Here is a 23,241-nt window from a genome sequence, read left to right as displayed (position 1 = left end):
GACATGGCTGCGACCACGATCGCCGCGCCGCGTCACAACCCCAAGGTCATCAAGGCGTTGCGGAACTTCGCGATCTCCATCTCGGTCTTCAACATCGTCGGGTACGTCATCCTCGGCTTCGAGCAGCCCTGGCTGTGGCCGTTCGTGGCGCTCGCCACCGGTTACACGGTGGAGATCGTGCTGGAGATCATCGGCGCGCACGCCGAGGGGCGGCGACCCCGCTTCCTCGGCAACGGTTTCCGGGGACTCATGGAGTTCCTCTACCCGGCGCACATCACCAGCCTCGCCATGAACATGCTGATCTACGTCAACGACCAGATCCTGGTGCTGATCTTCGGCGTCTGTGTCGCCGTCGGCGGCAAGTGGCTGCTCCAGGCCCCGCTCAAGGGCCGGATGCGGCACTACATGAACCCGTCGAACTTCGGCATCGCGGTGATCCTGGTGATGTACCCGTGGGCCAGCATCGCCCCGCCGTACCACTTCACCGAGCACCTCACCGGCGTGCTGGACTGGGCCCTGCCGATGCTGATCATCATCGGCGGTACCATGATCAACGGCAAGCTGACCGGCCGGATGTGGCTCATCATGGGCTGGCTGCTCACCTTCGCCCTCCAGGCGGTCATCCGGGGCGTCATCCTCGACGTCTCCATCCCCGGCGCGCTGGCGATGATGACCGGTACGGCGTTCGTCCTGTTCACCAACTACATGGTCACCGACCCGGGCACCACCCCCTCCCGGCCGGCCGCCCAGTTCGCCTTCGGCTCCGGCGTGGCCATCGTCTACGCCCTGCTGACCGGCTTCAGCATCGCGTACGGCATCTTCTTCGCCACCGCGATCGTCTGCCTGATCCGGGGTGGCTTCCTGTGGGGTCTGCACTTCGTCGAGAAGGCGCGCCTGGAGCGGGAGGCCGCCGCCCGCGCGGTCGCCGACCGTGAGGCCGCCGAACGGGAGCCCACCGAGCCCGTGCCGGTGGGCGGGGCGCCCGCGCCGTCGGTCAACGGCGCGGTCGCCGGTGGCAAGGAGGCGGTGCCCGCATGACCAGGATCGCGATGGTGGGGATGGCGTGCCGGTACCCGGACGCGGTGTCCCCCCGGGAACTCTGGGAGAACGCGCTGGCCGGGCGGCGGGCCTTCCGTCGCCTGCCGGACGTGCGGATGCGGCTGGAGGACTACTGGGACGCCGACCCGGCCGCCCCGGACCGGTTCTACGCCCGCAACGCCGCCGTCATCGAGGGCTACGAGTTCGACCGGATCGCCTACAAGGTGGCCGGCAGCACCTACCGCTCCACCGACCTGACCCACTGGCTGGCCCTGGACGTGGCCGCCGCCGCGCTCGCCGACGCCGGCTTCCCGATGGCCGAGGGCCTGCCCCGGGACCGGACCTGCGTCATCGTCGGCAACAGCCTGACCGGCGAGTTCTCCCGGGCCAACCAGATGCGGCTGCGCTGGCCGTACGTGCGGCGGATGGTGGCCGCCGCGCTCAAGGAGCAGGACTGGAACGACGACCAGCTCAGCGCGTTCCTGGCCGACTTCGAGACCCGGTACAAGATGCCGTTCCCGGCCATCGACGAGGACACCCTCGCCGGCGGCCTGTCGAACACCATCGCCGGGCGGATCTGCAACCACTTCGACCTCAAGGGCGGCGGGTACACCGTCGACGGGGCCTGCTCCTCGTCGCTGCTCTCCGTCGCCACCGCCTGCAAGTCCCTGATGGACGGGGACGTCGACGTGGCCGTCGCCGGTGGCGTCGACCTGTCCATCGACCCGTTCGAGATCGTCGGCTTCGCCAAGACCGGCGCGCTGGCCCGGGCCGAGATGCGGGTGTACGACCGCAACTCCAACGGGTTCTGGCCCGGCGAGGGCTGCGGCATGATCGTGCTGATGCGCGAACGGGACGCGGTCGAGGCCGGGCACCGGATCTACGCCACCATCGCCGGCTGGGGCATCTCCTCCGACGGCAAGGGCGGCATCACCCGGCCCGAGATCAGCGGCTACCGGCTGGCGCTGCGCCGGGCGTACGAGCGGGCCGGTTTCGGCATCGAGACGGTCGGCCTGTTCGAGGGGCACGGCACCGGCACCCCGGTCGGCGACGCCACCGAGCTGAAGGCGCTGTCGCTGGCCCGGAACGACGCCGACGCGACGGCCCGACCGGCCGCGGTCGGCTCCATCAAGGGCATGATCGGCCACACCAAGGCGGCGGCCGGCGTCGCCGGCCTGATCAAGGCGGCGATGGCCGTGCACCACGAGGTGCTGCCCCCGGCCATCGGCTGCGTCGACCCGCACGAACTGCTCACCGAGGCCGACGCGCCGCTGCGGGCGCTGGCCAAGGCCGAGGAGTGGCCGACCGACGTGCCGGTGCGCGCCGGCATCACCGCGATGGGCTTCGGCGGCATCAACACCCACGTGGTGCTGGAGAAGCGCAAGCCCCGGCGGCGGTCCACCCTGGACAGCCGGACCCGGGCGCTGGCGTCGTCCAAGCAGGACGTCGAGCTGCTGCTGTTCGACGCCCTCTCCGCGACCGACCTGCGCGACCGGGTCCAGCGCCTGCTCGACTTCGTGCCGAGCGTGGCGTACGCCCAGCTGTCGGACCTGGCCGCGACGCTGCACGGCGAGCTGCGCGACCTGCCCTACCGGGCCGCCGTGGTGGTGTCCTCCCCGGAGGACGCGGAGCGTCAGCTCCAGCGGGTGGCGGACGCGCTCGACGCGGGGGAGACCCGCCTCTTCTCCTCCGACGGGCGCTGCTTCCTCAACCACGTCAGCGGGCCGGGTCGGGTCGGGTTCCTCTTCCCCGGCCAGGGCTCCGGCCGGGGCACCAGCGGCGGCGCGCTGCGCCGCCGGTTCGCCGAGGTCGACGAGGTCTACCAGCGCGCCGCGCTGCCGACCTCCGGCGACATGGTCGCCACCCACGTCGCGCAGCCGCGCATCGTCACCGGCTCGGTCGCCGGGCTGGCCGCCCTGAGCAACCTGGGGCTGGAGGCCACCGTCGCGGTCGGCCACAGCCTCGGCGAGCTGTCCGCGCTGCACTGGGCCGGCGCCATCGACCGGGACACCCTGCTGCGGGTGGCCGGGGTGCGCGGTCAGACCATGGCCGAGCACAGCGCGTCCGGCACCATGGCCAGCATCGCCGCCTCCCCGGAGACGGTCGCCGGGATGATCAGCGGCACGCCGCTGGTCGTCGCCGGCTACAACGGGCCGCAGCAGACGGTGGTAGCCGGGCCGGTGGACGCGGTGGAGGACTTCTGCGCCACCGCCCAGAACGCCGGTCTCGGCGCGACCCGGATCGCGGTGTCGCACGCCTTCCACTCGCCGCTGGTCGCCCCGGCCGCGGCGGCGTTCGGCGAGCGGCTGGCCACGGAGACGTTCGGCCAGGTCGGCCGCCCGGTGGTGTCCACGGTCACCGGCGAGGTGCTGCCCGCCGACACCGACGTCCCGGCGCTGCTGCACCGCCAGATCACCGACGCAGTGCTGTTCGCCCAGGCGGTCGCGGTGGCCGCCAAGGACATCGACCTGTTCGTCGAGGTCGGGCCCGGCCGGGTGCTCAGCGGGCTGGCCGGCGCGATGACCGAGGTCCCGGCGGTGGCCCTGGACACCGACGACGAGTCCCTCGCCGGGCTGCTGCGGGTGGTCGCGGCGGCGTACGCGGTCGGGGTGTCGGACGTGCACACCGGGCTCTTCCACGGTCGGCTGGTCCGGCCGTTGCAGGTCGGCCGGCAGTTCACCTTCTTCGCCAGCCCCTGCGAGCAGGCCCCCGAGGTGAACGTCCGGGAGGCCGTCCGGCCCGCCACGGGCGCGACGGCCACCGCGACGGACGCCCCGGCGGAACCGGTCGCGGACGGCACCAGCACCCTGGAGATGCTGCGGATGCTCGCCGCCGAGCGGGCCGAGCTGCCGCTGGAGATGGTGCGCGACGACAGCCGGCTCCTCGACGACCTGCACCTCAGCTCGATCACCGTCGGTCAGGTGGTCAACCAGGCCGCCTCCCGCCGGGGCATCCCCGCGTCGAGCACCCCGACCAACTTCGCCACCGCGACCGTCCGGGAACTGGCCCGGGCCCTCGACGAGCTGGCGGCGACCGCGCACCCCGGCGAGACCACCGCCAACCCGGTGGTCACCGGCGCGGCGGCGTGGTCACGGGCGTTCTCCGTCGACCTCGACGAGGAACCCCTGACCACCCGCGCCGGCGACGAGGGCAACGGCCGCTGGCAGGTGTACGCCCCCGACGACCACCCGTTCGCCGGCCGGCTGCGGCAGCGGCTGGAACAGAGCGGCGTCGGTGCCGGCGTGCTGGTCTGCCTGCCGGCGGACTGCCAGGAGGAGCACCTGGAACTGGCGCTGCTCGGCGCGCGTACCGCGCTGGGCGCCGGCCCGCGTACCCGGTTCGTGCTGTTCCAGCCGGGACGGGGCGCGGCCGGCCTGGCCAAGACGCTCCGGTTGGAGGCGCCCGGCACCCGGGTGACCGTGGTGCACGCGCCGATGACCGCCGAGGCGGTCGACCGGGTGGTCGCCGAGGTCACCGCGACGACCGAGTTCACCGAGGTGCACTACGACGCCGACGGGGTCCGCCGGGTGCCCACCCTGCGACCGATGCCGGTGCGGGCCGCCCGGACCGACCAGCCGCTCGGCGGCGACGACGTGCTGCTGGTCACCGGCGGCGGCAAGGGCATCACCGCCGAGTGCGCGCTGGCCGTGGCGGAGGAGACCGGGGTACGGCTGGCCGTGCTCGGCCGCTCCGACCCGGCCGACGACGAGGAACTGGCGCGCAACCTGCGCCGGATGGCCGACAGCGGGGTGGCGGTGCACTACGCCCGCGCCGACGTCACCGACGCCGACGCGGTCCGCCGGGCCGTCGAGGAGGTCACCACGGCACTCGGCCCGGTCACCGCGGTCCTGCACGGGGCCGGGCGCAACGAGCCGGCCGCCCTGACCGGGCTGGACATGGCCGCGTTCCGGCGCACCTTCGCCCCGAAGATCGGCGGGCTGCGCGCCGTGCTGGCCGCGGTCGACCCGGACCGGCTGAAGCTGCTGGTCACCTTCGGCAGCATCATCGGCCGGGCCGGCCTGCGGGGCGAGGCGCACTACGCCACCGCCAACGACTGGCTGGCCGACCTGACCGCCGAGTTCGGTCGGAAGCACCCGGGCTGCCGCAGCCTCTGCCTGGAGTGGTCGGTCTGGTCCGGTGTGGGCATGGGCGAGCGGCTGTCCGTGGTGGAGAGCCTGGCCCGGGACGGGGTCACCCCGGTCACCCTGGACCAGGGCGTGGCGCTGATGCGGCGGCTGGTCACCGACCCGGACGCGCCGTCGACCATCGTGATCAGCGGCCGGACCCAGGGCATCGACACCGTCCGGTACGACGTGCCGGAGCTGCCGCTGCTGCGCTTCGTGGACAAGCCGCTGGTGCGGTACCACGGGGTGGAGCTGGTCGCCGAGACGCGGCTCGCCGCCGGCACCGACCTGTACCTCGACGACCACCTGCTCGACGGCAACCTGCTCTTCCCGGCCGTGTTCGGCATGGAGGCGATGACCCAGGTGGCCGTCGCGCTCACCGGCCGGACCACCGTCCCCACCATCGAGCAGGCCGAGTTCCTGCGGCCGATCGTGGTGCCGCCGGGCGGTGGCACGACCATCCGCATCGCCGGGGTGGTCACCGACGACGACACCGTCGACCTGGTCATCTTCAGCGAGGAGACCGGATTCGACGCCGAGCACTTCCGGGCCCGGCTGCGGTTCACCGACTCCCCGGTTCCGGCCGGCCCGCCGGACCAGATCGCCGACGGGCTGCCGGCGGTGCCGCTGGACCCGCCGCGTGACCTGTACGGCGACACCCTGTTCCAGGGCCGCCGGTTCCAGCGGCTGCGCCGCTACCACCGCTCCGCGGCCCGGCACGTGGACGTGGACGTGGCCGCCGTCGCCGCCGACGACTGGTTCGCCGGCTTCCTCCCCGGGGAGCTGCTGCTCGGCGACCCGGGCATGCGGGACGCCCTGATGCACGGCAACCAGGTCTGCGTCCCGGACGCGACCCTGCTGCCGCAGGGCATCGAGCGGGTGTACCCCGGCGGCGACCGGCTCGCCGCGGCGGGGGAGCTGCGCTACTGCGCCACCGAGCGCAGCCGCGACGGCGACACCTACGTCTACGACATCGCCGTGCGGGACTCCGCCGGCGAGGTGGTGGAACGGTGGGAGGGGCTGCGCCTGCGGGCCGTCCGGAAGAAGGGCGGCGCCGGGCCGTGGGTGCCGACGCTGCTCGGCTCGTACCTGGAGCGGTCGCTGAACGACCTGGTCGGCGCGGACGTGGCGGTGGTGGTCGAACCGCACGGCCCGGACGAGCCGGCCGGCTCCGCGCAGCGGCGCGCGGTCACCTCGGTGGCCGCCGGCCGGGCCCTCGGCGGGCCCGTCAAGGTGCGGTACCGCCCGGACGGCGGGCCGCAGGTCGAGGGGGAGCGGGGCATCTCCGCCGCGCACGGCGCGGGGGTCACCCTCTGCGTCGCCGCGACCGGCCCGCTCGGCTGTGACGTCGAGTCGGTGACCGCCCGGTCGGCGACCGACTGGCAGCAGCTGCTCGGCGCCCACCACTCGCTCGCCGGCCTGGTCGAGCGGGAGTACACCGAGGACGCGGACACCGCCGCGACCCGGGTGTGGACGGCCATCGAGTCGCTGCAGAAGGCGGGCCGGCCCACCGCCGGACCGCTCACCCTGCTCCCCGGCGACCGGGACGGCTGGGTGGTGTTCGCCTCCGGCGCGCTGCGGATCGCCACCCTGGCGACCAGCCTGCGCGGCGGCTCCGGGCCGGTGGTGTTCGCGGTGCTGACCACCCGGAAGGAGGGCTGAGCCGTGGCCGACTACTACGAGTACCTGCACACCGTCGGCTTCGAGGAGACCAACATCGTCGGCAACGTCTACTACGTCAACTACCTGCGCTGGCAGGGACGTTGCCGGGAGATGTTCCTCAAGGGCCTGGCCCCGGAGGTGCTGGCCGACCTGCAGAACGACCTGAAGCTGTTCACGCTGAAGGTCGACTGCGAGTTCTTCGCCGAGATCACCGCCTTCGACGAGCTGTCGATCCGGATGCGGCTGGTGGACCTGGCGCAGACCCAGATCGAGTTCAGTTTCGACTACGTCCGGTTGGATCCCGGCGGCGGCGAGACGGTGGTGGCCCGGGGCCGGCAGCGGGTGGCCTGCATGCGCGGGCCGAACACCCGCACGGTGCCGACCCGGGTGCCCGAGCCGCTCATCCGGGCGCTGCGGCCGTACCGGGCCATGGTCGGGGCGTAGCGGTGACGGCTCCGGCGGGTGCGGCCCCGGAGGGCGAGGGAGGACCAACGTGAACGGCGACCACGAACCAAACGGCGAGGTGACCGATCCCCAGCAACTCCGGCGGATCTTCGGTGCCTTCGCCACCGGCGTCACCGTGGTGACCGTGGGCGGTGCGGAACCCCACGGGATGACGGCCAACTCGTTCACCACGGTGTCCCTCGACCCGCCACTGGTGCTGGTCTGTGTGGACCGACGGGCGATCATGCACACCGCCCTGGAGTCCGCGGGTTGCTTCGGGGTCTCGATCCTGGCCGCCGACCAGGAGCAGGTCGCGCGCCACTTCGCCAACCGCTGGCGGGGGCTCGGCCGGGCCCAGTTCGACGCCGTCGACTGGGTACCCGGCCGGGCGACCGGGGTGCCGCTCATCCAGGGCGCGCTGGCCCGCTTCGAGTGCGACCTGTGGCGGACGTACGACGGCGGTGACCACACCATCTTCACCGGCCTGCTGCTGACCGCCGAGCGGCACAACGACGACGAGCCGGTGCTGTTCCTGCGGGGCCGGTTCCGGCAGGTCGACCCCGAACGAAGCGAGGTCCGGACGTGACACTGACCGAGGCGCGGCGGGTGCCACCCGGCCCCACCGGGCCGGCCCTGCTCAAGACGCTGTGGATGTTCGGCGCGGACCGGCTGGGACTGATGTCGTCGGCCGCCCGGACCTACGGCGACGCGGTCCGGCTGGCCCCACCGCCGAAACCGTTCTACTTCTTCAACCATCCCGACCACGCCAAGCACGTGCTGGCCGACAACGCGCAGAACTACCACAAGGGCATCGGCCAGGTGCACGCCCGCCGGGCGCTCGGTGACGGGCTGCTGACCAGCGAGGGCGAGCTGTGGCGGCGGCAGCGGCGCACCATGCAGCCGGTGTTCCAGGCGCGGCGCATCGCCGGCCAGGCGGCGGTGGTCGCCGAGGAGGCGGCCGGTTTCGTCGACCGGCTGCGCCGTACCCCGGCCGACCGGCCGGTGGACGTGGTGCACGAGCTGACCGCGCTGACCCTGGGCGTGCTGGGGCGGACCCTGCTCGACGCCGACCTCGGCGAGTTCCACTCCATCGGTGGCTCGTTCGAGGCGATGCAGGACCAGGCGATGTTCGAGCTGGCCACGATGAGCGCGGTGCCGATGTGGGTGCCGTTGCCCAAGCAGCTGCGGTTCCGGCAGGCCCGGCGGGACCTGCAACAGATCGTGGACCGGCTGGTGGCCGACCGGGTCGCCCGGGACGGGGCGGGGACCGGGCGCGACGACGCCCTGTCCCGGCTCATCCAGTCGACCCGGGACGACCCGGACCCGCGGGCCGGCCGGCAGCGGATGCGCGACGAGCTGGTCACCCTGCTGCTGGCCGGGCACGAGACCACCGCCAGCACGCTGGGCTGGGCGTTGTACCTGGTCGACCGGCACCCCGAGGTGGCGCAGCGGCTGCACGCGGAGGCGGTCGAGGTGCTCGGTGACCGGCTGCCGACGTACGAGGACCTGCCCCGGCTCCGGTACACCAACATGGTGATCGAGGAGACCATGCGGTTGTACCCGCCGGTGTGGATGCTCTCCCGCAAGGCCCAGGGCGCCGACCGGGTCGGCGGGTACGACGTGCCGGCCGGCGCGGACGTGCTGATCTGCTCGTACACCCTGCACCGGCACCCGGCGTTCTGGCCCGCGCCGGAGCGCTTCGACCCCGACCGGTTCGACCCGGCGGCCCCGAACGACCGGCCCCGGTACGCGTACCTGCCGTTCGGGGCCGGGCCGAGGTTCTGCGTGGGCAACCACCTGGGCCTGCTCGAGGCGACGTTCGTGCTCGCCCTGCTCTCCCGGGACCTGCGGTTGACCGGGTTGCCGGGGCACCGGGTGGTGCCCGAGCCGATGCTGTCGCTGCGGGTGCGGGGCGGTCTGCCGATGCGGGTGCGGCCGGTCCGCTGACGGGGGACGGTGGTGGTGGTCCGTCCGGCTGGTGGCCGGGCCCGGACCGCCACCACCGTGGCCGTTTCCCGGGTGTCCGCTGGTGCTTTGACCGGCGTCGACGTCCGGGAGACGGTTGTCTGGTGTCCCGGTACGACCGGCGAAGACCTCCCCGGCGCGCTCAGCGCAGCGTGCGTAAACACCGTTAACCGGCGAGGGTCGCGCATCCGACAATCCGTCACGGCCGCGCCCCGCCGATGGCCGCCCGGCGTGCCACGGCGGCCCGGTACGCCGCGTGGAGCACGCGTACCGGGCCGTGGTAACCCCTTGTCACCATCGGCCGGCGCGGGCCAGCCGATGGTGACCCCTCCCGAACGGGGTCGGCGGTGCGGCTATCGGTGGCCGGCGGCCACCGATTTGCGCTCCCGCTCCCGTTCCAGCGCGGATCGCCGGACGTCGAGCAGGGCCAGCAGCACCGGCGGATCGACGATCCGCATCGGCTTCAGCGGTAGTTCCACGTGCATGACGTTGTCCCGCTGCATCAGAATCGGGCCGTAACTGCTGACGTAGGTGACCTCGCTGCCGCCGGTGGCGTCGGAGTCCGCGGCCACCGAGTGCGCGAGCAGGTGCCATACCCCGGTGGGGACCGGGTCCAGCTCGAATTCTCCCGGACCGTCGAGAATGCAGCACTGGACCGGTCGGCCCTCGGGGATCCGTTGCGGGAAGACCCCGAGGAAGATGCGCCCCATCGGCAGGTCGGGGTCGGCGACCACCGTTCCCCGGATCGCCCCGGTCGGTCGGCTGACGACCGCCTGACTGTCCTCGACCGGTACGTAGGGGGTGAAACCGCCCAGCCGCCGGTAGGTGGTCGGGGACAGGCCCACGCTCCTGGTGAAGCGGGAGCTGAACGTCCCGACACTGGCGTACCCGACCCGCAGGCTGACGTCCGCCACGCTCAACGAGGTGGACGTCAACAGTTTCTTCGCGTGCTGCAGGCGAAGGGCGGAGAGGAAACGTCCCGGCGAAATGCCGGTGACTCGCTGGAAAATGCGGGAAAAGTGGAACTTGCTGAACAGGGCCGCTCGGGCCATGTCATCGACCGTCAATTGTTCAGACAGGTTCCCCTGCATGAAAGTAATTACCCGTTCGGCGGCTTTCTCGCTCGCGTCCACCAAGGCCTCCCCCTTGTAGAAACGATTCGACGACCAGTTAACGTGCGATCAACACCCTTCCAGGTACCCACCTTCCCGCCCGTTGGGACACTGCTTCCCGCAGGTCGCGCATCGTTCACCGGGCATCTTCCGAAGGAAGTAGTTAATTGAGACCAATGGCTTTGTCCCAATGTTGAGCCGATGCTAGCCCAGCCCTGACTCCAGGTGCAATATGCAATGACTTCGATGGTTACCCTTTGTAGTCGCCGACAGGGGCTCGGACGGTGCCAAACGAGGGCTTCCGCAGGTGCCGGTAATCGATTAGCCAGTCCTGCTATCCATTCTGACCTACCGACCGTCCTCACTGCTGCGCTGTGATAGCGCGTCGCGGTCGCGGTCGTACCCTTTTGTGGCAGACTGGGGCGACGGCTGGCGACCCTTCCCCCGGGAGTTCGATGCGGATCTCGGAACTAGGCCGGCGCAGCGGTTTGCCGGTGGCGACCATCAAGTTCTACCTGCGCGAGGGGCTGCTCCCACCGGGGACGCGGACCGCGCGGAACCAGGCCGAGTACGACCAGAGCCATCTCGCCAGGTTGCGGCTGATCCAGACCCTGACCGGGATCGGCAGGTTCAGTCTGGCCTCGGTGCGCGAGGTGCTGGACGCGGTCGACGACCGTGGGATGTCCGTCGACGGCGTGTGCAGCGTCATCATCCGGGCCCTGCTCCCCGCCGCCCACCTGGGCGGGAGCGGGCAGATGGAAAGTGGCGCGGCGCGTGCCCAGGTGGACCAGTTCATCGAGGCGCTGGGCTGGCGGATCCCGCCGGACGCCACCGCGCGGGCGGCGATGGCCCGGGTCCTGGCCGTTCTCCGGCAGCTGGACAGCGGCTTCACGATGGAGTTCTTCGCGCCGTACGCGGATGCCGCGGACCGGCTCTCGGCGCACGATCTGGACGCCCTGCCGGTGACCGGTTCGCCGGAGCGGGTGGCGCTCGAGTGGACCGCGCGGGTTGTCCTGTTTGAGGCGGGCTTGGTGGCTATGCGTGCCCTGGCGCACGAGCACCAAATCGCCCTTCGTGCAGATGAAGTAAGCCATGGTGGCGGACAGTAGTCACACGAACACTAAGTGAGCAAGGCTTAAGAACGGGCCTGCGTCGAATACTCACTGGTAGGCAGCCCTCGGCGGCGCTGGGGGCCGGTCCGGTGGAGCTGCCGTCGGCGGTGCGCGCCGACCCGGGAAACCGTCCCCGACCGTGTGTCGGTGCCCACGCCTTCTTGACTCCGGAAAGCCCCGTCGACCCATTCGGCTGATCGCGATCCTCCGGTGGTTCCGGCCGGCCCGATCGGGGGACGCGGCCACCACCACCGGAGGATCATCTGCGGTGCTCGGATTCGGCGATGTCGGATGTCAGTTCACGTAGACGGCACCACCCGGACCGGTCACCGGCGCGTAGGTGACGCTGAAATACCCGGTGGTGAAACAGGTGCCGGGACCGGAGACCTTGGTGAACGGTTGATTGACCAGGGTGATCGAGGTGTCCGCGTTGTTCGCCGTGCCGACGAGTTTGTTGCCGTTGGCCCGGTAGACGCAGGTGATGGTGCCCAGCAGGGTGCTCAGGGTCGCGGTCGTCTCGATCGGGCCGGCCGCTCCGCCGGTGATGGTCACGACCTTCCCGCTGGTCACCGAGGTCACGTAGGGCAGGTTGTTCACCGTGATGCCCCGGACCCCGATCACCCCCACGACGTTGCTGGTGCAACTGCTGACGGTCTGCGTGCCCAGGCTCTCGGTGGCCGTCCCGGGCGCGGTCGGGTTGCCGGTGACGGTGGCCCCGAAGGTGGACTGGGCGCACCGCACACCGGTCGTTCCGGTGGCGGAGTTGTAGAGGTTGGCGGTGGTGCCGGTCTTCAGACCCGCGTTCAGGGTCTGCCCGACGCCGACGGCGGTGCCGCCCGTGCTGCCGTAGGTGAGCACGTTGCCCGCGGCGGCGGCCGGTCCGCCGGTGGCGAGCACCGTGAGCAGTGCCGTCACGGTGGTGACGGCGAGGTACACGTACCTGCGCATGGCTTCTCCCAGGGTGTGGTGTGGTGCCGGTGGTGGTGCCGGGCGTGCCCTCCCTTCTCGGGTGGCGTCCACCGCCCGGCCGGGTTCCGGTTCGGCCGGGGGCACGGGTGGACGGGCACGACGGAGCCGGCCCGGCGCCGGTCGGGACGGACCGGCGGCGGGCGGCGCGCGTCGTTCAGTGGGGGAGCCGGGTGGGTGGGATGGCGCGGCGGGGCCGCGGCACCTGCCCTCCGGGTCGGTCGTCGAACCCGCTCCGGTCGTCCGCGTCGAGGACCATGCGGCACTCCCTTGGCCGAGGCGAAGCGGTGTCATGACGACGGTTGACGAATGTTGTCGAAGTTATAAGCCCGTCGGGGTGATGCCGTCAAGAAACCGTTTTGTGGTCAATTGATCGAGGTTTTTGCCTGTTTTCACATCGGTGCACGGTGGCCGGCGGATTCCTTGACCCCATACCGTACCCGGCGGTAACTTCCAGCGGACCGGTGCCGTCACCACCGTTGACAACCCCCGCACAGTGCATGTGATCAAGGGAGTCGGTCATGTCGTCTGTCGATACCACGCAGGAAACCACCGCCGGTGCGGAGGAGGGCCGCGTGCGATGGCGTCGCTTCTTTCCGGCGCTGCTCGGCACCGGGGCGCTCAGCGCGGCCATGGTGCTGCTCACCGCGCAGGGCGTCCTGGCGGCGCAGTTCTCCATCTCCGGCCTGCCGTTCACGGTGACCGCCGACCGGCTCACCGGCACCGGCTTCGAGCAGTTCGCCGCGCTGGACCACATGGTCGAGGGCAGCCCCAACGAGGGGGACACCGGGGGACAGGTGGTGGTGATCGTCTCGGCCATCGACCGGGCCGAGCTGACCAACCTGTGCCAGAGCGTCGACATGGGCGGAATGGTCCTGAAGATCACCGCCGGCAACGCCGGGAAACCGGTGAAGGCGCGCACCCTGGTGGTGGACTCGGAGAGCATCGCCGGTCACGCGGACTTCGGCAACATCGAGGTCGGCGTGGACGCCAGCACCCTCGACCGCGTCCCCGGCGTCCGGGGCGGGATCGGCATCTTCGCCCAGCAGTCGGACACCGTCGTCATCGAGGACGTCCGGCAGCAGAACTGGGCCACCACGGCCGCCGCCTTCACCCTGCCGAACCTGCGGATGAGCTTCGCGTCGGAGGGTTGCTGACGATGGCCGCCGCGCGGCCCGGCTCCGGTACGACACCCGCCCGCCCGGGACGGTTCCGGCGTTGGCGGCGGACCCGGCCCTTCTGGGGCGGCCTCCTGGTCGTGCTCGGTGGGGCCGAGATCCTGGCCTCGGTGTGGGCGCCCCTGCCGGTCGTCCTGCACGTCGGTCTCCAGGGCCTGGCCGGCTACTTCGTGCCGGTGGTGCTGCTGACCTGCGGTGTGCTGCTGCTGGTCACCCCGGCGCAACGGGTCTTCTACGCGATCGTGGCGATCATCCTGGCGCTGGTCTCCTGGCTCACCTCCAACCTGGGCGGGTTCGGCGTCGGCATGGTGCTGACCCTGGTCGGCGGCTGCCTGGCCCTGGCCTGGACGGTCCGCCCCCGGGTCCCGACAGCCCCGTCGGCGGCACCGCCCCCGGCGGCCGCACCACCCTCCGGCGAGCCGGCGGAACCGCCGTCCGGCGAGGTCACCGCACCACCCTCCGGCGAGCCGGCGGTACCGCCGTCCGCTGAGCTGGCCGCACCGTCGTCCGGCGAGGCGGTACCGCCCGGACGGTGAACCGGGCGGGCGCGAACCGCCCGGTGCTGGCACCATGCGTGCGGGACCCGCGCGGCGGGAGCCCGGCCCACCCCGGTACCCCGGGTGGGGCGGTGGGGCTCCGGCCGGCCGGGCGGGTCCGCCGGACGGCAGACGGGGAGACACGTGGAGGACCTGGTCGAAGGGGTGCGGCGACTGCTCGGTCGGGCACCCGGGACGGTCACCGCCCTGGGCGGCGGCACCGACCACGAGGCGTACGACGTCGACGGTGTGTTCGTGGTCCGCCGGCAGCGGGATCCGGACGACGATCCGACGGCGGTGGACCGCGAGGCCCGGCTGCTGGCGGTGGTCGCCTCGGTGTCGCCGGTGCCGGTGCCCGAGGTCGTCGCCACCGACCCGCGGGCCGGGCTGCTGGTGGTGCGGAAACTGCCCGGCACCTCCCTGCTCGACGACCCACCCACCGACCCGACGGCCCTGGTCGACCAGGTCACCGCGTTCCTGCTGGCGGTGCACGGGTTGCCCGAGCGGCTCGTCGCCGGTCTCGTCGAGTACGACGACGACCCCCTCGACGTCTTCCTGGCCGAGGCGGCGGAAACCCTGCCCCGGGTGGCTCCCGCGCTCAGTCCGGACGCCCGGCGGGGGGTGGAACGTTTCCTGGCGTCGCCGGCGCCCGCCGAGCCCAGCGCCGTGGTGTTCTGCCACCACGACCTCGGTGCCGAGCACCTGCTCGTGGGACGGGACCGGGGCACGCTGACCGGGGTGATCGACTGGTCCGACGCCGCGCTGACCGATCCCGCCCGGGACCTCGGCCGGCTCTACCGTGACCTCGGTCCGGAGTTCGCCGCCCGGGTGTGCGCCGGGTCGGACACCCGGGGCGACGCCGGGCTGCTGGACCGGGCGGCCTTCCTGGCCCGCTGCTTCCTGCTCGAAGACCTCGCCTTCGGTCTGGACACCGGCGACCGCCGCTACACCGACGCCGCCCTCCGCCACCTCGCGCGCACCTTCGCCTGACCGGCTGCTCCGGCGGCCCACCCCGCCGGTGACCGCGAGCCCGGCCGTGACGAAGTCGTCGTTGACGGCCCGGCGGTGGGGCGCATAGCGTTCCACCACCGCCGAGGGTCGGCGTGTCGTCGCCGGAGAACCGCCATGGCTGACCAGGTCATCGTCCATGCGGAGCGTGAGTTCGACGAACGGCTCACGCCCGACGCGGAACATGCCCGTGTCGCCCCCGACGGTGCCCGTGCCGCTGCCGACGACGGCTCCGAGCCGTCCACCGCCCGGCGACGGCGGAGGTGAGCGGTGCGGAAACTGGCGGTGGCGCTGACGGCGGTCGCCGTGCTGCTGGCCGGGGGATGCCGGACCGGCGGTGACGATCCCGCCACCGGCGCCGGCCAGTTCACCCGGCCGATCGTGATCGGGCTGGTGGGGGCGCGATCGGGGGCGTTCGCCGTCCACGACACCGAGCAGATCGCCGGGATGCGCCGGGCCATCGAGGAGATCAACGCCGTCGGGGGGATCGACGGTCGACCGGTGGAGCTGATCACCGCCGATCACGGCAGCGACCCGACCCGGGTCGGTGCCGCCGCCCGGGACGTGCTGAACCGGGGCGCGGACGTGGTGGTGACCAGCGCCGACAGCGAACTGGGAGCACCCGCCGCGCTCGCCGCGCGGCGGGAGAACAAGGTGTCCGTCGGCGGTTCGGACGCACCGCAGTTCGCGCTGCGCGGCCTCGGCCCGCTGCACTTCAACCTGTACCAGGGTGGTCCGACCGAGTCGGTGGTGCTGGCCCAGACGGCGTACGGGCAGCGGGCACGCAAGCCGTACCTGTTGGTGGAGGCCGACAACCCGGCGGCGACGGCGCTCTGCGCGGAGTTCGAGACGGCCTGGGAGCGGCTCGCCGGGGAGGGGAGCGTCGCCGGCCGGGGCACCTTCACCGACCTCAGGCGGTCCCTCGCCGGTCAGGTCGACCGGATCAGGGCGGCCGACCGGGCGGACGCCCTGGTGCTCTGCGCCGACCCGGGGGCCGGGGTGGACGCCATCCGGCAGGTGCGTGCCGCGCGGGTCAAGCTGCCCGTCTACACCGGCTCCGGGGTGGACGGCGTCTCCTGGTCCACCGTCCTGCCGGGCCTGACCAACATCTACCACCCCGCCCTGGTCGCCACGGCGGACGACGACCCGAGGCCCGGGGTGGCCGACCTGCTCGCGACGGTGCCGTTCACCGGCTCGGCCCGCTACGCCCTCTACGGCTACCTGGCCGTCCAGACCGTCGCCCGGGGCGTGGCCCAGGCCGGCACCGCCACGGGACCGGAACTGGCCCGCGCCCTCGAGTCGTTCCAGGACGAGCCGCTACTGGTCGGGCCGACCAGCTACAGCGCGGTCTGCCACGCCCCGATCGGCCGGCCGTTGACGGTGCTCCGGGTCGTCGGCGGCCGTGCCGTGCACTTCCGGACCGTTCCGCCGGCCGACGTGCCACCCACCGCCTGTTGACGGCCGGTCGGCGCGGTGTCCGTCCGCCGGGACGACCGGACGGACACCGCGGGGTGGCCGGCCCGCCGGTGTCCCGGCCCGCCTGGGTCACGCGGCCGGCCGGTGTCCCGGCGGGTCGGCGCCGTACGTCCCGGCGGTGACCTCCGACGGTGCCGGCCGCCGTCCCCACGCCATCCGCGACCAGGGCAGGCCCAGGTCGTCCAGGGCGTCGACCTGCCGGGGCGCCAGCTCGGCCAGGTCCGGTACCTCCTCGTGCCGGGCGAACACCGCCTCGACGTACCGGTGGCCGGTGTCGGCGGCGACGAACAGCACCGGGCCGTTCCCGCCGTGCCCGCGCTCCCAGCGGGCGGCCAGGTAGGCGGCCCCGGTGGAGAGCCCGGCGAAGACGGCGTGCCGGCGCAGCAGGTCCACGCTGCCCGTGCGGGCAGCCTCGAAACCCACCCAGTGGATCGTGTCGTACGACCCGTGGTCCACGTTGTCGAACGGGATCGAGCTGCCGATCCCGGCGATGATGATGTCCGGGTCGGCGACGTGTCCGGCGCCGAAGGTGATGCTGCCGAACGGTTGCAGCCCGACCAGGCGTACCGCCGGTGAGTGCTGCCGCAGGTACCGGGCGAGCGCGCCGGTGGACGCCCCCGAACCGACCCCACCCACCACGGTCAGGTCCCGGGTGTCCAGGTCCCGGCGGATCCGGTCGGCGACCGCCCGGTAGCCCTGGTAGTGGATCCGGTCGTGGTACTGGCGCATCCAGTGGTACTCCGGGTGCGCGGCGAGGATCTCCCGGATCCGCGCGACCCGGCGGTTCTGGTCGAGCCGGAGACTGTCCGAGGGGGCCATCTGGTCGAGTCGGGCCCCGAGCACGGCGAGTTGGGCGCGCAGCGTCGGGTCGACGGTGGTCGAGCCGACGATCCGGCAGCGCAGGCCGTACCGGTGGCAGGCCAGCGCGAGCGCGTACGCGTAGATGCCGCTGGAGCTGTCCAGCAGGGTGTCGCCCGGCCGGATCACCCCCTGGTCGAGCAGGCTCCGCACGGCGGCCAGCGCGGAGACGATCTTCATCGTCTCGAACCGTAGACAGAACAGTCCGTCGTCGACCCGGATCAGGTCCGGCTCACCCATGGCGTCGGCGATGTGGTCGTACACGGTGTGTCCGCCTCCCGGCTCAGATCTCGAAGGTCCGGCCCACCGGCAGGCCCCGCGCCGCCAGGCGTCGGGCGGCCCGGCGCAGCCGGTCGGGCAGGTCGGGCGCGGCCGGGTCGAAGAGCAGTCCGGCGACGTTGCCGCTGTGCGCGACCTGTACGCCGACCGCCCCGCTACCGGCCGCGACCCGTTCCAGCAGGTCCAGTTCCGGCTTGGCCAGCAGCGCCTGGTTGCGTCGGGCGCTCTCGGTGCTGACCTGGCCGAGCAGCCCGAGGTCGGCGGCGGCGACCGCCTGCCGCAGGGCCGCCCGCAGCTCCTCGTACGCCGGGACCTCCCGGCGGGGCTGGGTGGGTAGCGTCAGGGTGTCCACCGGCCGGCCGCCGCCGGTGGTGCAGGAGAGCACCACGACGGCGGGCAGTGGCCGGCCGAACTCCTCCAGTACCCGGGCCTCCCGGGAGGCGAACAGGGCCGCGGTGCCGTCCAGCATCAACGGGTCGCAGGCCCGTTCCGCCCGGACGGCGATCCGGGCCACCACCTCGGGCGGCAGCCGGACCCCGAAACTGGCCGCGACCGCCCGGACCGCCGCGATGACGTCGCTGGTGGAGGAGCCCATGCCGATGCCGATCGGCACGTCGCCGTGTACCCGGAGCCGGCCGCCGCAGGGCGGATCGCCGGTCCGGTCCGCGCACTCGGCCACCGCGATGGCGGCGGCCCGGCGCGCCTTGTCCCGGTCGGCGGGCCAGACCGACAGCCGGTTGGCGGGGCTGCCCGGCCGGCGGACGAACGCGGCGGTGCTGCCCGTCCCGGGCACCGGCAGGGTGACCAGCCCACGGCAGGGCTGTCCGTCGGCGTCGAGAAAGACGCCCTGGAGGATCTCGCCGTGGTGGCAGGGCGCGTGCCCGACCCCGACCGGCCCGTCGAACCCGCTGGACCCGGTGGTCCGGCCGCCGTCGCGCCGGTGGCGGGTCGCGGTGCCGACCGGGCCGGTCACGACGGGCCGTCGGTGTCGCGGGCCGGCCCGGCCGGCACCGGTCCCGCCGCGTCGGATCGGGTCGCCGCGGCGGGCCGGGTCGGCGGATCGGCGGGGCGGGGCACCGGGGCCCGGTACCGGTACAGCACGGTCGGGTCGGCGCTGAACTGGGAGAACGGGAAGGGCTCGGCGGACAGCGCGGTCACCCCGGCCCCCAGGAAGGCGCGCGCCACCGCGCTGCCGGTCTGCGCGTACACGACCAGCGGCACGGACCGGTCCCGGCAGTGCCGCAGGATCTGGTCGAACGACCCGTTGCCCAGGGTCATCCCGGTCGCCACGACCGCGTCGGCGGCGGCGAGCACCTCGGCCGCCGAGTCGCTGACCGGCTCGCCCCACTGGGTGGTGCGCAGGTGCAGATCGCAGGGCAGACAGACCGCGCCCCGGTCCCGGATCGCCGCGACCAGCGGGTTGACCACGCCGATCAGGGCGACCTTCGCCCCGGGCGCGACGTCGAGCAGCCCGGCGACGGCCGCGTCGCGGGCCCGGGCGCGTACCTGCGGCGGGCCGGCCGGCAGGGTCACCCGTTCGGCCTCGGTGGCGTCCCGGTGCGGCCGTAGCTCGGCCAGGTAGGCGTCGAGTGCGGCGAGCCGCAGGGCGGGCGGCCCCTCGGTGATCAGGGCGGCCAGCGACCGGCCGGAGGCGTCCGCGCAGATCCCCGGGTCGACCTCGCCGGCCTCCACCGCGCAGGCCCCGAACGACCGACCCGACCGCGCCAGGACGTACTGGTTGCGGTAGGTGGTGTCACCGGTGGCGAGGCGGGTCCCGTGGTGCAGCCAGAAGACGCTGGTGGCGACGGTGGTCGCCGGGTCCGGGCCGAGCCGGCCGGCCAGCACGTCGTCGACCAGGTGCCCCAGGTCGGTCCAGCGTGGCGCGGTCACGCGTCCGCCCCGGGCCGGATCCGGAACAGGTACGTGAACACGCCGTCCTGCCAGTCGTGCACGTGGTCGACGGTGGGGGTCAGCCCGGCGTCGAGCGCGTGTCGCACGATCGTCGGCAGGTCGGCGGTGTTGGAGACGACGAGGAACACCTCACCGTCGGCGGCCAGCACGTCCCGGCCGGCGAGTTGCCGGAAGAAGGCGGCCAGCAGGGGCGCGCCCCGGCAGACGTTGCGGACCACGTCGGGATCGTCGCTGACGGTCTGGCTGACCGCGGGCGGGTTGAAGGTGACCACGTCCAGCCGGACCCCGTCCGGGAAGCCGTCGAACAGGTCCGCCACCACCGGGACGAATCTCGCGGGGGTGTGGCCGGCGAGCCGCCGGTGGTGCCGTTGCGCCGTGGCCACGCTCTGCGGGTGGACGTCGACCGCGTAGATCTCGGCGGCACCGGCGTGCGCGGCGGCCACCGTCTCGACGCCGAGGCCGACGCCCATCGCGCCGTACCGCCGGCCGGCGACCGGGATCCGGCCGTCGAGAAGTCGTTCGTGGACCATCCGGCTGGTACCGCCGGGCAGGAACACTCCCGGCGGTACGTCGAACTCCCAGCCGTTCCACTCGTACCGGCGTTCGGTGTGCAGGTCGCCCCGGGGCTGGTTGAGGGCGATGATCCGGTCCGCCGGCAGGGGTGGTGGCAGCTCGTCGAGAAGGGACGGTCCGGTCGTCGTGTGGTCCATGCGGCTCCCTGGTGTGGTGTCGTCCGCCGACGCGCGGCCGGACGGGCTCGACTGTGGGTCACGATGCGTGCACGATGGGGAATCATAGGAATGGTTTTCATTGCGGTCAACACCCGACATCCTCCGGTCCCGACCCGCGACGGGCTGGTCGGGGGGTTGAAGACTATGACAACCGTTGTCATGTAGGCTTCCGGTCGGCGTCCTACCGGTCACCGAGCGTGTCTCGGTGCGCCGGCGGGAGAGGTGTGGCCGGCCCGGTGTGCCCGGGTTCCGGCGTACGACGAAGGAGCGACGGTTCGTGACAGCAATCTCGGTGTCCCCCGGCCCGGCGTCCACCGGACGACGGGCGGTGCTGCGGGACCCCGCGTTCCTGCGCCTGTGGACGGGCACCACGGCCTCGGGCCTGGGCACCTGGGCGTTGCCCTTCGTGTTGGGGCTGGCCGTGCTCGACCGTCGGCTCTCCGGGGTCGGGCTCGGTCTGGTGCTGGCCGCCCGGACCGTCGGTTTCCTCGTCGCCGTGCCGGTGGGCGGCGTGCTCGCCGACCGGCTCTCCCGTCGCCGGGTGGTGCTCTGGTCCGGCCTGGCCGCCGCGTCGGCGAGCCCGGTGCTGGCCGTCGCGATGGGACGGTCGACGGTGGTGATGGCGCTGGCCGCCGCGGTGATGGGCGCGGGGCAGGGGGCGTGCCGCCCCGCCTTCCAGGCGCTCACCGCGGAAGTGGTGACCGAGGACCGTCGGCAGCGGGCCAACGCGGCCATCACCCTGGCGGTACGGGTGACCACCCTGGTCGCCCCGGCCCTGGTGGCCCTGCTCGCCACCGTCGTCGAGGTGGGGTCGCTGCTGTTCGGCATCGGCGTGCTCTGGCTGCTGGCCGCCCTGGTCCCACCGCCGGGCCGGGGACGGCCGGGGCGGGCGACGCCAGGGCACGACCAGGCGGAACGAACCACGCCGGAGCGGGCCACGTCGGAGCGGGCCACGCCGGTCGGCCGGGCATCCCGGGCCGGTTTCGTCGCCGAGTTCACCGACGGGCTCCGCGAGGCGCGCCGGCACCCCTGGTTCCTGGGTGGGCTGGGGGCGCTCACCGCCGTCATCGCCACCGGCTACTCCGCTACCGGCGTGCTGCTGCCGCTGGTCAGCCGGGACCGGTACGGCACCGAGGCGGTGCTGGCCGCGGTGCTGACCGGGTACGCGGTGGGAGCCCTGGCCGGGGCGGTGCTGGTGGCCCGGTGGCAGCCGGCGGCCCGGGGCTGGGGCGCGCTGGCCGGGTTGGCCGCCTACGCCTTCGCGCCGCTGAGCCTGCTCCTCGACGTGCCGGCGGTGGTGCTGGTGACGGCGTACGTGCTGGCCGGGGTCGGCATCGAACTGTTCAACGTCCCCTGGTTCACCGCCATCCAACGGGAGGTGCACCCGGACCGGCTGGCCCGGGTCTCCAGCCTGGACTTCCTGCTCTCCTACGGCCTGGCCCCGGTCGGTCTGGCGCTCGTCGCCCCGGCGGCCGACGCGTTCGGCGCGCCGGTCGTCCTCGGGTGCTGCGCCCTGGTGTGTCTTGTGGCGCCGGTGCTGGCCGCCCGGGTGCCCGGGGCACGGGACTTCTCCCGCCCGACCCCGGCACCGACCCCGACCCCGACCCCGACCCCGACACGGTCCCGGGACGACGCGGCCGCCGGCCCCGGGACCGCCGGTCCGGGTGCGACCGGGACGGCCCGCCGCCGGTGAGAACTCATGATCGGAGTGGTCGGGTGCTCCCGCGTCAACTCCCGTCCCCGGCCGGCGTCGCGCCGGGCGGCCCGACCCGCCGCCAGGACCGCCCCGGGGCCGCGCCCGGCCGCGGGTGGGCCACCCCGGCGCTGGTGGTGCCCGTCCTGCTGGTCGCGCTGGCCGGTTCGGTGCTGGTGGTGATCGGGTCGGGCGCGGCCCCGGTGCCGCCCGCCGACACCGCCCGCTACCTCTGGGCCGGGCTCACCGGCGGCACCATCACCGCCGACGAGGTGACCCGCTACCAGATCGTCTGGCAGATCCGTACCCCCCGGGTGCTCCTCGCCGCCTGCGTCGGCGCCGGCCTCGGCGCGGTCGGGGTCGCGGTGCAGGCCCTGGTACGCAACGCGCTCGCCGACCCGTACGTGCTGGGGGTGTCCTCCGGCGCGTCGGTCGGCGCGGTCGCGGTCACCGTGACCGGTGGGCTCGCCGCGGCCGGCGGCTACGCCGTCTCGGTCGGGGCGTTCGTCGGCGCGCTCGTCGCCACCGCGCTGGTCTTCCTGGCCGCCCGGAGCCGGGCCGGACTCACCCCGCTGCGGCTGGTGCTCACCGGGGTGGTGCTGTCGTTCGGCTTCCAGTCCATGATGGCGGTGATCGTGTACCTCTCCCCGGACAGCGAGGCGACCGCCACCCTGCTGTTCTGGTCGATGGGCGGGTTCGGCGCGGCCACCTGGGGGACGCTGCCGCCGGTCGCCGTGGTGGTCCTCGTCGGGGTCGTCCTGCTGCACCGCCACAGCCGGACGCTTGACGTGCTGACCTTCGGCGACGAGACGGCCGCCAGCCTCGGCGTCGACAGCGGCCGGACCCGCACCGGGCTGTTCGTCCTCACCGCGCTGGTCACCGGGGCGGTGGTCGCGGTCAGCGGGGCGATCGCCTTCGTCGGGCTGGTACTGCCGCACCTGGTCCGGATCGTGGTCGGCGCCACCCACGCCCGGGTCCTCGCCGTCACCCCCCTGGCCGGGGCGCTGTTCATGGTCTGGGTCGACCTGCTGTCCCGGACCGTGGTGGCACCCCGGGAACTTCCCCTCGGCGTGATCACCGCCCTGGTCGGGGTGCCGGTCTTCATCGCCCTGATGCGCCGGCGGGCCTACCTGTTCGGCGGGCGGTGA

General features: G+C 73.3%; 18 protein-coding genes. 12 read left to right on the top strand and 6 right to left on the bottom strand.

Features of this window, described 5'->3' with window-relative positions; translation table 11 throughout:
- The first annotated feature begins 3 nt into the window (after window positions 1-3).
- The 5 genes from PVK37_RS23010 to PVK37_RS22990 are packed head-to-tail and all read left to right on the top strand — an operon-like array spanning window position 4 to window position 9,215.
- Window positions 4-1,038: an enediyne biosynthesis protein gene (locus tag PVK37_RS23010; RefSeq protein WP_275029770.1), complete on the top strand. Its 1,035-nt coding sequence runs from the start codon at window positions 4-6 to the stop codon at window positions 1,036-1,038.
- Complete coding sequence (locus tag PVK37_RS23005) at window positions 1,035-6,824, top strand: type I polyketide synthase (RefSeq protein ID WP_275029768.1); 5,790 nt, start codon at window positions 1,035-1,037, stop codon at window positions 6,822-6,824. Before PVK37_RS23010 ends, PVK37_RS23005 begins: the two co-directional genes overlap by 4 nt.
- 3 nt (window positions 6,825-6,827) lie before the next feature.
- Window positions 6,828-7,268, top strand: coding sequence for an acyl-CoA thioesterase (locus PVK37_RS23000; protein ID WP_275029767.1), 441 nt, complete (start codon window positions 6,828-6,830; stop codon window positions 7,266-7,268).
- 49 nt (window positions 7,269-7,317) lie between these two features.
- Window positions 7,318-7,854 carry a flavin reductase family protein gene (locus tag PVK37_RS22995; protein ID WP_275029766.1) on the top strand — a complete coding sequence of 179 codons (537 nt, stop codon included), beginning with the start codon at window positions 7,318-7,320 and terminating at the stop codon, window positions 7,852-7,854.
- Entirely contained in the window at window positions 7,851-9,215 is a 1,365-nt protein-coding gene (locus PVK37_RS22990) for a cytochrome P450 (RefSeq protein WP_275029765.1), read from the top strand. Before PVK37_RS22995 ends, PVK37_RS22990 begins: the two co-directional genes overlap by 4 nt.
- A gap of 371 nt (window positions 9,216-9,586) precedes the next feature.
- Here PVK37_RS22990 and PVK37_RS22985 read toward each other — a convergent pair whose 3' ends face one another.
- Window positions 9,587-10,324, bottom strand: a complete 738-nt coding sequence (locus PVK37_RS22985; protein ID WP_423791106.1) for a helix-turn-helix domain-containing protein — start codon at window positions 10,322-10,324, stop codon at window positions 9,587-9,589.
- Window positions 10,325-10,800: 476 nt separating this feature from the next.
- On the opposite strand from PVK37_RS22985, the gene PVK37_RS22980 reads away from it, so the two are divergent.
- The gene (locus PVK37_RS22980; RefSeq protein ID WP_275029763.1) at window positions 10,801-11,454 is read left to right on the top strand and encodes a MerR family transcriptional regulator; all 654 of its coding nucleotides are present in this window, start codon (window positions 10,801-10,803) and stop codon (window positions 11,452-11,454) included.
- A 297-nt stretch (window positions 11,455-11,751) separates the two neighbouring features.
- On the opposite strand, the gene PVK37_RS22975 is transcribed toward PVK37_RS22980, so the two are convergent.
- On the bottom strand, window positions 11,752-12,405 hold the full coding sequence (locus PVK37_RS22975; RefSeq protein WP_275029762.1) for a Tat pathway signal sequence domain protein: 654 nt from the start codon (window positions 12,403-12,405) through the stop codon (window positions 11,752-11,754).
- A gap of 593 nt (window positions 12,406-12,998) precedes the next feature.
- On the opposite strand from PVK37_RS22975, the gene PVK37_RS22970 reads away from it, so the two are divergent.
- The 4 genes from PVK37_RS22970 to PVK37_RS22955 all read left to right on the top strand — a co-directional run bounded on the left by PVK37_RS22970 (window position 12,999) and on the right by PVK37_RS22955 (window position 16,603).
- Window positions 12,999-13,580, top strand: a complete 582-nt coding sequence (locus PVK37_RS22970; RefSeq protein ID WP_275029761.1) for a DUF6230 family protein — start codon at window positions 12,999-13,001, stop codon at window positions 13,578-13,580.
- A gap of 2 nt (window positions 13,581-13,582) precedes the next feature.
- Complete coding sequence (locus PVK37_RS22965) at window positions 13,583-14,137, top strand: DUF6114 domain-containing protein (protein WP_275029760.1); 555 nt, start codon at window positions 13,583-13,585, stop codon at window positions 14,135-14,137.
- Between the two features lie 144 nt (window positions 14,138-14,281).
- Entirely contained in the window at window positions 14,282-15,127 is an 846-nt protein-coding gene (locus PVK37_RS22960) for a phosphotransferase family protein (protein ID WP_275029759.1), read from the top strand.
- 288 nt (window positions 15,128-15,415) lie between these two features.
- Entirely contained in the window at window positions 15,416-16,603 is a 1,188-nt protein-coding gene (locus tag PVK37_RS22955) for an ABC transporter substrate-binding protein (RefSeq protein ID WP_275029758.1), read from the top strand.
- 87 nt (window positions 16,604-16,690) lie between these two features.
- On the opposite strand, the gene PVK37_RS22950 is transcribed toward PVK37_RS22955, so the two are convergent.
- Genes PVK37_RS22950 through PVK37_RS22935 form a run of 4 tightly spaced genes read right to left on the bottom strand, consistent with a single transcriptional unit; the run spans window position 16,691 to window position 20,379 of the window.
- A complete protein-coding gene (locus PVK37_RS22950; RefSeq protein ID WP_275029757.1) occupies window positions 16,691-17,743 on the bottom strand; it encodes a pyridoxal-phosphate dependent enzyme in 1,053 nt (350 codons plus the stop codon).
- A gap of 19 nt (window positions 17,744-17,762) precedes the next feature.
- Entirely contained in the window at window positions 17,763-18,731 is a 969-nt protein-coding gene (locus PVK37_RS22945) for a GHMP family kinase ATP-binding protein (RefSeq protein ID WP_275029756.1), read from the bottom strand.
- Complete coding sequence (locus PVK37_RS22940) at window positions 18,728-19,648, bottom strand: Rossmann-like domain-containing protein (protein ID WP_275029755.1); 921 nt, start codon at window positions 19,646-19,648, stop codon at window positions 18,728-18,730. The genes PVK37_RS22945 and PVK37_RS22940 overlap by 4 nt, the downstream gene beginning before the upstream one ends.
- The gene (locus PVK37_RS22935) at window positions 19,645-20,379 is read right to left on the bottom strand and encodes a class I SAM-dependent methyltransferase (RefSeq protein WP_275029754.1); all 735 of its coding nucleotides are present in this window, start codon (window positions 20,377-20,379) and stop codon (window positions 19,645-19,647) included. The genes PVK37_RS22940 and PVK37_RS22935 overlap by 4 nt, the downstream gene beginning before the upstream one ends.
- 298 nt (window positions 20,380-20,677) lie before the next feature.
- On the opposite strand from PVK37_RS22935, the gene PVK37_RS22930 reads away from it, so the two are divergent.
- Both PVK37_RS22930 and PVK37_RS22925 read left to right on the top strand, forming a co-directional pair.
- Complete coding sequence (locus PVK37_RS22930) at window positions 20,678-22,093, top strand: MFS transporter (protein ID WP_275029752.1); 1,416 nt, start codon at window positions 20,678-20,680, stop codon at window positions 22,091-22,093.
- A 23-nt stretch (window positions 22,094-22,116) separates the two neighbouring features.
- Window positions 22,117-23,241, top strand: a complete 1,125-nt coding sequence (locus PVK37_RS22925; RefSeq protein ID WP_275029750.1) for a FecCD family ABC transporter permease — start codon at window positions 22,117-22,119, stop codon at window positions 23,239-23,241.

Source organism: Micromonospora cathayae, from assembly GCF_028993575.1.
Lineage (GTDB): Bacteria > Actinomycetota > Actinomycetes > Mycobacteriales > Micromonosporaceae > Micromonospora > Micromonospora cathayae.
Note: the sequence above shows the minus strand (reverse complement) of the source record. Positions and strands in the feature narration are given on the sequence as shown.